At 39.8% G+C, this 11,725-nt stretch carries 13 protein-coding genes; 12 read left to right on the top strand and 1 reads right to left on the bottom strand.

From position 1 onward, the window contains the following. Positions 1–297: 297 nt before the first annotated feature. From AC3WS5_RS13475 to AC3WS5_RS13420, 12 genes are all read left to right on the top strand, one after another. Positions 298–1,011, top strand: a complete 714-nt coding sequence (locus AC3WS5_RS13475) for a hypothetical protein (RefSeq protein ID WP_492467919.1) — start codon at positions 298–300, stop codon at positions 1,009–1,011. A 9-nt stretch (positions 1,012–1,020) separates the two neighbouring features. Beyond that, entirely contained in the window at positions 1,021–2,040 is a 1,020-nt protein-coding gene (locus AC3WS5_RS13470) for a ComEC/Rec2 family competence protein (RefSeq protein WP_492467918.1), read from the top strand. A gap of 96 nt (positions 2,041–2,136) precedes the next feature. Further along, positions 2,137–3,387: a hypothetical protein gene (locus AC3WS5_RS13465; RefSeq protein ID WP_492467917.1), complete on the top strand. Its 1,251-nt coding sequence runs from the start codon at positions 2,137–2,139 to the stop codon at positions 3,385–3,387. Between the two features lie 362 nt (positions 3,388–3,749). Further along, entirely contained in the window at positions 3,750–4,304 is a 555-nt protein-coding gene (locus tag AC3WS5_RS13460) for a hypothetical protein (protein WP_492467916.1), read from the top strand. Between the two features lies 1 nt (position 4,305). Then, positions 4,306–4,776, top strand: a complete 471-nt coding sequence (locus AC3WS5_RS13455; protein ID WP_492467915.1) for a helix-turn-helix transcriptional regulator — start codon at positions 4,306–4,308, stop codon at positions 4,774–4,776. Then, on the top strand, positions 4,769–5,230 hold the full coding sequence (locus tag AC3WS5_RS13450; protein WP_492467914.1) for a hypothetical protein: 462 nt from the start codon (positions 4,769–4,771) through the stop codon (positions 5,228–5,230). The genes AC3WS5_RS13455 and AC3WS5_RS13450 overlap by 8 nt, the downstream gene beginning before the upstream one ends. A gap of 7 nt (positions 5,231–5,237) precedes the next feature. Continuing rightward, positions 5,238–5,486 carry a pPIWI-associating nuclease domain-containing protein gene (locus tag AC3WS5_RS13445; protein WP_492467913.1) on the top strand — a complete coding sequence of 83 codons (249 nt, stop codon included), beginning with the start codon at positions 5,238–5,240 and terminating at the stop codon, positions 5,484–5,486. 513 nt (positions 5,487–5,999) lie between these two features. Further along, positions 6,000–6,827 (top strand): type IV toxin-antitoxin system AbiEi family antitoxin domain-containing protein, encoded by an 828-nt coding sequence (locus AC3WS5_RS13440; RefSeq protein ID WP_492467912.1) that lies wholly within the window; start codon positions 6,000–6,002, stop codon positions 6,825–6,827. A 30-nt stretch (positions 6,828–6,857) separates the two neighbouring features. Next, positions 6,858–7,631 (top strand): nucleotidyl transferase AbiEii/AbiGii toxin family protein, encoded by a 774-nt coding sequence (locus AC3WS5_RS13435; protein WP_492467911.1) that lies wholly within the window; start codon positions 6,858–6,860, stop codon positions 7,629–7,631. A 922-nt stretch (positions 7,632–8,553) separates the two neighbouring features. Next, positions 8,554–9,042, top strand: coding sequence for a hypothetical protein (locus AC3WS5_RS13430; protein ID WP_492467910.1), 489 nt, complete (start codon positions 8,554–8,556; stop codon positions 9,040–9,042). An 11-nt stretch (positions 9,043–9,053) separates the two neighbouring features. Beyond that, positions 9,054–9,551, top strand: a complete 498-nt coding sequence (locus AC3WS5_RS13425) for a helix-turn-helix domain-containing protein (RefSeq protein WP_492467909.1) — start codon at positions 9,054–9,056, stop codon at positions 9,549–9,551. Continuing rightward, on the top strand, positions 9,548–10,063 hold the full coding sequence (locus tag AC3WS5_RS13420) for a hypothetical protein (protein WP_492467908.1): 516 nt from the start codon (positions 9,548–9,550) through the stop codon (positions 10,061–10,063). The genes AC3WS5_RS13425 and AC3WS5_RS13420 overlap by 4 nt, the downstream gene beginning before the upstream one ends. 396 nt (positions 10,064–10,459) lie before the next feature. Here the strand turns inward: AC3WS5_RS13420 and AC3WS5_RS13415 are convergent, their stop codons facing one another. After that, positions 10,460–11,719: a type II toxin-antitoxin system HipA family toxin gene (locus tag AC3WS5_RS13415; RefSeq protein ID WP_492467907.1), complete on the bottom strand. Its 1,260-nt coding sequence runs from the start codon at positions 11,717–11,719 to the stop codon at positions 10,460–10,462. Positions 11,720–11,725: the final 6 nt, after the last annotated feature.

Raw genomic sequence — 11,725 nt, 5'->3', positions numbered from 1 at the left:
ATTTTCAAAATTTAAAGTTAACAATTCATACAATTGATAACTCTAATTTCTTTGGCCGAACATCGGGGGAGCTTACAATGCCACCAAACAGAAAATGACGATTGATGAAACAGACCATAACTGCGCACAGTCCTCCTTTCGATTATTTAGGAAAGTTGTCCGTTAGAAACCACTTCTCTTCGATAGCAAGTTAAGATGCCGCAATCATTCCAACATACCCGTTTTGTTAAATGTCCTTACACTTGGTCACTTACTAACTTGTGATTATAGAGATAACGAGTTAAATGTTATGTTACTATGATAGATAATTATGCGCTCAAAGCTCGATTTTATCCAATGGTAATTATGCTTTTTCCCATAATTGTCATTGGAGTTTTCTATTCGATCCATTTTCAAGCCTTAATGTGGCTACTTTCCTCCTTGGGAATTGTAGGGGCAATCAAGTATCTGCTTTCCCAGATCGGCCGTGATCGGGGAAAATCAAAAGAGCCGGAGTTGTGGAAAATGTGGGGAGGGGCACCCACAACTCAAATAATACGAATATCCAACAGGCTTATTGATGCTCATACAAAAGAGAGGTACCGCCAAAAGCTCCAGACATTATGCCCGCTGCCATCTGTTCCTGACGCACTGTTAGAGCACACAAATGGCGATGCAGCAGATGAGGCTTATAAAGCATGGACGAATTACCTCATTGCTAAAACGCGGGACGGGAAAAAGTACGGTCTGCTGCTAAAAGATAATATCAGTTATGGGTTTAGGCGGAATTTATGGGGATTGAAACGTTACGGGATTCTTTTGACAGGAACCGTTCTTGGTGCAAATTACATATTCTGGGCAGCGCATACACATGTATATAATCCCCTTTCTTATCCTAAAAGCTTTATGTATTCCGAGGGAGCCTTATCAATTGTGTTGATTTTCTGGATTGTAACCGTAACATCAGAATGGATAAAAATTCCAGCATTTTCTTACGCAGAAAGATTGTATGAATCACTCGAAAATATGTAAACTGATAATATGTCTGTCATTCATTTTTTAAACGTACTTGAAGGGGATTGTAACATCATTCAACATGAGTCCGAAAGGGTTACTGTTATCGATGTTAGTAATGCTTATAATATGGAAGACACTCCTGAGGAAAAGGCAGTTAAAAATTCTCAGGAAAGAAAGGAGATGCTCGGAAGAACACAAGTTCCTTCGGATAAAAAGGACTACCGTCAGAAGCTAAGTTCGGACAATCCAATTGAATACCTAAGGGATGGTTTGAAAGTTCCAGCGATTTTCCGTTTTATTATTACTCATCCCGATATGGACCATTTGGATGGAATTCGGGATTTATATTCTGAATTTTCAATTGCGAATACCTGGGATACCGATAATATTAAAGAACTCGACCTGGCAACAGACTTTGCCGGGTACAATAAAGAGGACTGGAAATTTTATAAAGAGCTTAGGGACGGGAAAATCTCGCGGACAAAGCGACTGACACTATATGCGAATGACGAAACTGATTTCTGGAAGCAAGACAATTTAGAAATTCTGGCTCCCTGTCCCGAGTTGGTGAGAACTGCCAATATGGACGGCGGTGATATCCATGATTTGTGTTACGTTCTGCTTTATACACCGCCGAAGAAAAATGGCGGTCATTGGAAAATTGTTTTCGCAGGTGATAGTCATGACAACTCATGGAACTATATTCTTTCAAATCATAAGAATTTGGTGACTGATATTGACATCCTATTTGCTCCACATCATGGTCGAGATTCGGGTAGAAGCTACGACTTCTTAGATACACTAAAACCCAAAGTTACGTTATTCGGAAACGCAAGCTCTGAACATTTAGCCTATGATAGGTACAAGCCAATTCGAATAACTAACAATCAAGCGGGATATGTAGTGTTAGAAATTACGGGAGACTCGATAATAGTTTCCGTGAAGAATTTTGAATTTGCACGAGATTTTGCAGCAAAGAAAAAATTGCCTATGCCCACTTATAATGGAAGGTTTCGGTCTTATGAACTGATCAAAATATTTTGACTGTTCTTCCCGTTGGAATTGATTAGACGTTGGTCTAACCTGGTCGATAATACTAACGTGCAATTATTCAAGTTCGAATATTAAAATAGTTTTACGATGCAAATGAAACCGACAACGCAACAAATTGTTTCTATACTCAATGATGAGAATATTTATTCAACTCTACAAGGCTATGTGTCGTCTAATCCGTCATTAGAATACGGTGATACAAATATGGTGGAAGCTGGCAAGAAATTCATTCTTATTCGCGAAACAATAAACGCTTCTGTTAAAGGTGCGCATTTTGATACATTACCTATAAATAGAAGGAACGCGATTTTGAATATCCTTACTTCTCTCAAGGGAAACATTTTAAATCCTTCATCGGCTATATTATACATCGACAACTTGTATGATTCTATTTTGGGAAATGAACTTCTGAGCCAGCAAGTAAATAAAAGAGATTACATTAATGAGTTCAAGAATATCGCGGAATTGAGGGACAGGTTTCTGCAGCTCATAAAAGAAATTGATGATAATAATTCGAGGCTTGCTAGCATCAGAAAAGATGCGTCTACTGTAGAGGATATTAGGCGGAAATCGACGGATGTCTTGAAGGAAGTTGAAATGTTAAAGAGTAGCAGTCTGGAAAAGCAGGAACAAATTAGTGCTACGTTGGCGAGTGCAAAGACGGGGTTAGCGAACGTGTCGGAGAGCGAAGTGACGGTTGAGGCTAAGAAGCTTTCGGTGTTAACGTTTGCTGAAAATATTGAAGATTATAAGAAATCAATTGGAGAACTGGAATTACAAGCAAAAGAGGTTATCTCAAAAGAGAAGGTAATCGAGGAACTCGTCTTCCAGGCAGAAAGAGCATTGAACTTAAAAACGACCGAAGGAATTAGCGCGGCATTCTCTGCCCAATACCATAATGCCAGCAAAAGCAGGAGATTTTGGCCCTGGGTAGTCGGCGCGGTTTTTTGCATTTTGATCGCGATTGGACTGACTATTTGGATAGTTGCCGGTTGGGGTGTTATAGATCCTTATTCAATCGGCTCGATTAGTGGCAGAATCGTCTCCGTCGGTATTGCCGTAACTGGAGCCACTTTTTGCGCAAAGCAATACACAAAGCAGAAAAATATTTCCGAAGATTACGCTTATAAGGCGGTGCTAGCAAAATCGATAGTTGCCTTTACGGAGGAAATTAGAAAAAGGGACGAGACTAAAGTGGCGGAGTATCTTGGGAAAGTGTTGAGTGAAATACATCAGGACCCTTTACGTAAGCGGTCAAACGACGAGGTAGTTAGCAATTTTGATAAAGCATTTGACTTAATAGGCAGAGTAAAAGAAAAAATTCCGGGGATAAACTAACAAAAAGTTTGCGTGTGCTTAAAGTGAACATACCCTTGCTTTTGGTTCAAGTTCACGGGGATTTCTCCCAGAAATGCGCCGACCGCTTTTGCCGATGAACTATTCATGATCGGAATCCGCATCAGAATGCGTATTTCGCATAAAATGCGCCACAAAGCGGTTGTAATTGCGTTTTTCCTTATTTTAGGGTGTCAATGGAAAAATGACGATTCATATGAGAAGCCATATTGTCTTAGCCCCCTAAAAGTCTGGACTAAAATGGGAAATCTGTGATTTAGGATAATTTTTACTTAAAACGGTAAGGAGCGCTGCATTGGCCAGATCTGCAATATTCTAAAAAAATAAGCCTATAAGTTGATTTTATGAAAAAATGGTCTAAATTTGCAGTCCAAACAATCAATAAAGGCAATTTATATGCGGTACAATATGATAATGATGAATTAAATTGTTTCGATCAATGCTTTGAAAACTGGAATAACTCTACATATCTGGAAGAATTTTTTGAGAACAACGGAGCGGATTTAAAAATTAATGTTGAAGAGGCAATTGAACAAGCCCAGGATGAAGCGGACGGATTTGAAGCAGATATTCTGGCTTATGCTGGGGGTGAGATTCCGGGGGAAAATTTAGACGGTTATATTTTCGTACCTCTTCATGAAAGTGACAACTATGACGTCCCGCTACAACAATCCAAGGCTTATGGGACGGGAAGAGGGAAATGCCTGTTACGTCTTTATGCTATCAGATTGGAACCCGATTGTTACCTGGTAACCGGTGGCACAATAAAATTAACCCGGACTATGCAGGAAAGACCACATACAAATGAAGAGTTGGAAAGACTAAAATCTGTTGCACGCTTTTTAAGAGATCATAATATGTACGATTCGTTTGACATTGGTGTTTTAATAACGGAATAATATGAACAAAGAAGAAATACATGAAAAACTGGAGCAAGCCTTTGGTCATTTAGCTGAAAGCAATTGGAGAGAAAAGGCCCTGCAACGGCAAAGGAATAAAGCATGGCTCAAACATTCACGGAAAATCGCTGTTGCTGTACTTCGCTCAATAAGAGCTCAACAAATTACACAGGTACAACTTGCCGCTATGTTAGGTGTTACGCCTCAGCAAGTAAACAAATGGCTAAAAGGCAACGGGAACTTTACGCTGGAAACAATTTCTAAGCTGGAAAGCGCATTGAATCTTGAGTTAGTTCAAATAACAGGTACTCCAAAGAGTAGAAAGATACCAGTCCTAAAAGAGTATGAAAAGAATCTGAACTACGAGATTGTTAAATTGAGGCGCTTCAAAACTTTAGGGGAGACAAAGGTTATTCCAATAAATATTAGTAGAACAGTATCATCCGATACATCACTATCTAGCTATGGATAAAAACGCAAAACAAGTAAGCTTCATGCTTTCTGGCATTCATACAAGTGAGTTTGCTCTGGTGGATGAAGTTGAGATCGACGAAACGAACATCGCTCTGGAAACAAGAATTGGCTTTGGGATTAATATGGACGTGGAAGGCGTTGAATGTCAGTTTATGGTTTCATTTAACACCAATGAAAAGCTTTTCATACGGTTGACAGTTAATTGTCAATTTCTAATCGAGGATGATTCATTTGGAAAAATGAAAAAGGAATTGCAATTTATTTTACCTGTTGAATTCGCTCAGCACTTGGGCGTTATTACGGTTGGAACAGCCCGTGGAATACTCCATACAAAAACGGAGGATACAATTTATAATAAGTTCATCCTGCCGGCTGTCAATCTACAGGAGGCTTTGAAAGAAGATATCGTTTTCGATCTTTCTGATGCTGAACAAATTAATCCCAGGACTTAACTTAATTGTGTCAAAATCTTTTGATAATATCGCTCTACTCGCTCCTCACTATTCGCTCTATTTTGCAGAAGTTTCCGGATACCGCGTATCTGAAATTAATGATCAGGAAATAATTGTTACTGTTTCTGGTCATCTTCATGTTAAGTTAGATTCTGGCTCGAAGCAGGAGCGACCTGAAGACGATGGTCAGGACGTAGACAGGAACTTTCCTTTTGAGACCAAGATACGGTATAAAATCGGCCAGGAATTCCTGTGATTTCCCTGGTCGGATATTGGGGGGCTTACAGTCTGACGCACTCGCGCGCAAGTAAAAAAATATAAGAACTTAATGAGATAGTCAATTTCGCTTGCCCGCGGCCACGCAAGTCAGAATAATTTGAGTAAATGGAAGAACATGGCGGCGCATTATGAATGAGAAGCCGCGTCGTAATGCGTATTTCGCATTAATTGTGCCACTAGGTAAATGTTATCAGGTTTTTCCTTATTTTGGCGTGTCAATGAAAAATAACGATTAATGAAACATGCTGTAAGTGCGCTCCATATAATGAATTTAAAAAAAAGTTAAGGCGTGTCGGTCGCAGTAGATACTTTGCATATCTGCAAGAACCGGCCGGATACCGAAACTTTTCCGGACTGTGAGCAGTCAAAGATGATAATTAAAAACAATCATGTTTCATATCCTAAATGAGACTTTCAAAGTCCCAAAATAGATATGATCAATAATTCGCATTATGTTTCGTATCTTTACCGAGACCTGCAAAGTAGCGAAATGGATACAAAACATAAAACCCTGTCGAGTCAGTCTGCCGAAGTGATCAGACATTTTACAAGTCTGAGTCAGTCTGGTTTTACCCTGGCCGAAGTAACAACTTTCCTAAATCATTCATCCGGAGATGCAGTCAGAAAGCTCATGCGCGATATGGTTAACAGAGGATTGCTGTTGCGGTTAAAGGACGGAGTTTACTGGATGATCCCGTATGAGCAGGATGCTTCCAATTATTTTCCCGACTGGCGTCTGGTAGCCGGGCATCTTGTCGGGAAGGCAAATTATTATATAGGTTATTACAGTGCCCTGGAATTGCACGGATTAATAACACAGCCGTCCATGGTTGGACAGATCGTAGTGAACCGACAAATAAAACCGGCAATACTAAAAATAAGGGAACGACAGTACCAATTTATCTACCATAACAAAACGCATTTTTTTGGCGCAAAAAATATCTGGGTTGACAATTATAATAAAGTTCCTTGCAGCGAGCTGGAAAAAACATTTATCGATTGCCTCTATAAGCCCGACTATGGCGGCGGAATTACAGAAATATACAAAGCCCTTTACAAAGTGAGAGAAAAGATAAACTACGAGAAACTATACTTGTATTGCAAAATATTCAACGCGCAGGCTGTAATCAAACGGTTGGGTTTCCTTTTGGAAATTTTGCAAATAGATAATCCTATATTAGGCAGGTTGCAGCAAATTAAAACAAGCTCCTTCACACTTCTCGAACCTTCTTATGAAAACAAGGGGCCATTTATAAGCAAGTGGAGCGTTCGGCAGAACATAGATACGGAAGACATTACATCATCAGTTTTTACTTAGGTCATGATACACGCCAAAGAAATAAATTCAGTGGCTGCAAAAAATAGGCTTAAAGATACCCAAATTGAAAAGGACTATATATTAAGCTGGATATTGTATGGTATGTCGTGCAATGAGCTGTTGTTGAAACAACTTGTATTCAAGGGGGGGACGGTGCTCAAAAAAACATATTTCCCGGATTACCGTTTTTCGGAGGACCTTGACTTTACTTTACTGGACGAAAAAATTACTAACGAAGAATTGCTGCGCGAGTTTGAAAAGGTATATGCGTTTGTAAAAGAAGAAGCTAATATCACTTTGCAGTTTGACGACGCCAACACGCATATCAGCGGCAGCCTCGCATTTTACATCAACTACATTGGCCCATTGCAGGGAAATATCAAGAGCAGAAATGTAAAGATTGATATTTCAAGAGGAGAAATACTGGAATACCCGGTTGAGCACCGGGCTGTTTTTATCCTGTATTCGGACTTGCCTGAACGATCCTTTGAACTTCAATGCTATTCCTTATCTGAAGTATTGATTGAAAAAATGACCGCCTTGATGGGACGAACCGAACCGCGGGACCTATTTGACTTTTGGTATCTGACCGAACACGAAAAGATGGGTACCCGGTACCGAAAAACTGAATTCGAACGCAAGGCGAGAAATAAAAATCATGATCCCAGGCTATTTGAGGAAAGGGTTTTGGCGAAAGAAAAAAACTTGAAGCAAGGCTGGGAAAAGAAGTTGAACAACCAGGTACACGATATACCGGACTTTGACGATGTATTCAGGAAAGCAAAACGGAATTTTAAATTGTAGTTTTCGAGAGTCAAGCAGAATCAGAATGTGTTAGACATCATCACATATGATGATCTTTTGGGAAGATTGGGATTCATAATTGAGCAGCTGACGAGGCAGCATACAAAGTAAACACTGGTGCTCTCTAACAATGGCCCCCGCGTGCGAAATTTTTTTTGCCTGCCACCAACGATAGGCGATATTACTAGCATGCACTCGAAAAATCTAATTATTGGCTGTTTTTCATAGTATTAGCGTAATTTAACTGTAAATTCTGGTTATGTTTGACCCACCCGGTTTCGGAGTTGCTTCTCGACCAGGTGGTGGCTGATATATTCCTGGTATTTGCCCCAGAAAAAAGGTTCCTTGAAAAGGTTTTCGGCAGGGGGACGCAAGGCACAATATTGTTTTCTGTGATTCAGAACCCAGGCGAAGTCGGTTGACTGTTCTGGAGGTTTGACCCACCCGGTTTCGGCGTAGGAAATGTAAGAGCTTAATGTGATCGACCAATTCGCTTGCCCGCGGCCAAGTAAGCCTTATAATTTGAGTAAATAAATAAGAATGGCGATTCATCATGAATCAGAAGCCGTAACACAATGCGTATTTCGCATAAATTGCGCCGCCAGGCGGTTGTTGTTGGGTTTTAGCGTATTTTGGTGCATCAAAGAAAAATAACGATTTATGCCCGAAGCGCTAAACCATAGTCATCTAAAATGTGAATAATCGGTCTCAAAGTAGTTGAACTTATTGTTACAATAACGGATTAGCAAACTCGATTAGATTTTATTTTAAAAGCAAATTGATTGATAGTCAATGAATAATATCATTTTAACCGGTCGGTTTTAATTTTTAACCAGGCAAATTTGGAAAGCATTAAATACCATACTATATTTGTCTTAACTTATAAGGTAAGTTGGAGATAGCTCTTATAAAAATAACGACGATGCGCTTTTCACGGGTTCAATATTACACCGTTCGGAAAATTCGTAATGAAAAACCGTTAATCACGGAGTTCAGTGATTTTTTGAAACGAATGGGTACAACTGAGCAGGATCAAACTGAACTGTCGGAAATTAATAAGTACATTGAGCTGATCGGCGAGCGGTACGGCGCATCGCCCGAACATTTTAAAGTAGAAGATGCTGCAGAAAGATTACCGCCTCCGTACCATGCATTTATAAGTTCGGATATACCAGACGATTTTGGTATGCGTTTATACTGTATAAGGCTAAGTCCAACAATTGTTATTTTATTAAATGGAGACAGAAAAACGTCACTGAAAGTACAGGATTGTAAAAAATGTTATCGTCACTTTGATTTTGCACGAAGGCTCTCCCGAAGGATTGATCAGGCAATTCAGGACGGTGATATAGAACTTGATATTGAGAACATGGAAATTTTGGCAGAAGACGATTTTGTATTTACCATTTAAATGTCCAATTCATGATAAAGAAAAAGAAGAAAATAGAAGAGATAGAAATTCCGGAGTTTCAGCAGTCCATCGATTCAATGCCAGCAGATAGCAAAATATTTGTGGAGAAATCGTTGGAAATAGTGAATTATATACATAAGGTGATGGAGTTAAAAGAAATGAGGCAGAAAGACCTTGCAGCGAAGATGGGAAAAACAGAAGCAGAGCTTAGTAAGATATTAAGTGGCATGCACAACCTTACCTTGCGCTCCATGTCAAAGCTGGAAGCAGCATTGGGAGAGACCATTATTTGTGTGCCCGAATTGTTAAACAGAAGTTTTAGTAAAAATACAGGTCCTGTCACCTTCTACAGTAAGTATATGATTTCTACAGGACCTAGCCCATCGCTTCATAACAAAGTAATAAAGATGGAATATAATGACCGGACAAAGATCAAAATGGCATGGAAAAATATGACAAATCAGGAACAGTCGTCCAAAACCTTTTCTGAGGAGGCATTAGCGTCATGAACAAAGAGATAAGAATAGATGCGGATCAAATTCATATTCTTACTGTAAGAACATTACAGGGGAGTATTGATTGTGATGATGCCATAGACAGCAGCGATGTAGCAACTCATGGGTTTAGTTTCCAAATGGAAAATGCAGTTGATATTGATAGACTGATGGTAGCTTTCAAACTAAAAGTGGAGATCCAGGCATTCAGCAAAACGAATAAACAATTACCGGCGAAAGGTTCGTACACACATGAAATAGTTTTCAAGGTAGATAATATTGCCGATTTTACCTCAGCTGAAGAAAAATTGTTGCGCGCAGATATGGCTAGTGTATTGGTTGGTATTGTATATTCGACAATACGAGGAATAATTTTTACTCGCACGCAGGGAACTCCATTAAATACAGTGATATTGCCAATTATACCCCCGCTACGCCTTATGGGTATGGAGGAGACGCCAGAAGGGCGGGAGGAATCAGGAGAAAATAAAGCTAACGAAGAAAAGCGAGACACAAGTAAACTGTAAGAATCTAATCTTTTCGTACCTCGTTTTCAGGGTTCTTGCGGATCCACACTTCTCGGTCAGGCTGGGAGCCAAACGTACAAACAGTCAAGGCCGCCAGCACGATTATTACTACTTTTTTCACATTAAATCACCAGCCGATTTTAAAGATATAAACGTTTCGTATTTGTTTTGTTTTTATATTTATGCCACCAAATATGAAATAGCGATTGGTGAATTATGCCGAAGATTTGAGGTATTTGTCTGACTATGGGTTTGCTTGATTGTTGATTGGGCTGAGTGAGAGCGTAAGAAACTATTCCGTTCTGACGGAGTAAGTAAAATGGGAGCCAATTTGTAAATTCTGTGAAGTTGATCCACTGTTCTGGAGGTTTGACCCACCCGCTTGCGGGTCGAAAATTAATAAAACGCTGCTGAAATTCTCTCTTGTTCTGCATTTGAAATTTTATATTTAGCTGCGACTTTTCTCCAATCCTTAACAACATTGGAAATTTCTTGTATTATCTGCGAAGCTTTATCATCCGATAGACGAAAATAATCAGCTACTTCCATTGCTAAATCCAGATCGAGCGAGTTGTCTGCATTAGTAATGTTAAGGCTTAACCCTTTTCCGTATTCATTGGGGTTAATATCGTAAGCAGGTGAAAGTAACCATCCCTTTTCCGTAAGCAGAAAGCCATGATTACGTAAGTGATCGTCAGTATTTTTTACGCATATGCTAAATACAATTCTTCGCCATAATTCCTCTAAATCTTTTTCTACTGCTGCTCCATGCCGTGATATAAATTCCATTAATTCCAAATAGCTTGCACCGGAAGCATTCTCACCATCTATGTGGCCAAGTAAAGTCATTGCTGATGCAAAATGAATTCGTTCGCCGGTTGTCGTCCTGTCAAAACGCTTTGTAAGATAGGTGTGATATTTATTGTTAAACTGCAGTATCGTCCCTTCAGCAACGCTTATTCCTGCTCTTATTGCCAGTTGGTTGGCAACCATTTCCCAGGCCGCCACATCTTTATCATCGTTTCTGCTAGGAAATTTGGCAATCCATAAATTATTATGTGCATCTATTACACTTGCTTTTGGCCTGGCGCCACCCAATGAGGAGCCCGGGGCTATCAACATCGTTACCCATTTAAAATATTCCGGGTCGTCTGTATTGTCTTCTTCAAACTTTAAACTTGCTTGTTCCAATTCCCTCAGCGATGTCCAGTGTGGCGCAGCCATTCCTTTATTGTCATTTAAGAAGGGGCCATTATCATCTAATTTAAACCGCAATGCACCCATCCTGTGTCCGTCATATACTCCCAATAAAAAATCTGATTCCAATAATTTTCTGAACGCTCTACCCTCCTGTTTTGCTATGGCGGCTTCCCTGCGCTGCATCAGCACTCTTCCCCACCTGTCTGGGCATGAATCCAAAAAAACACCGAAGTTGGGTTTATCATCTCGTGGATAATATGACCCGGAATACAACTGCAAATCGGGGTCAATCATTTGAGAAAAGCCAGATTTTAACCAAGCATCTGCATATTGAAATGAAAAAGATTCCTTCCCTTTTGCCGGTGATACCGACAGCACACCCATTGGCGAAGGTTCCTGTAAACCCTGCCAGTGCGCATATACCTGTATTTCTTTTTTTGTGTTTGTTGCTGCCATTACTGT

Source organism: Niabella sp. CPT15-335-S11, from assembly GCF_058792415.1.
The sequence above is the reverse complement of the archived record's forward strand: the minus strand, read 5'-3'. Positions and strand labels throughout refer to the sequence as shown.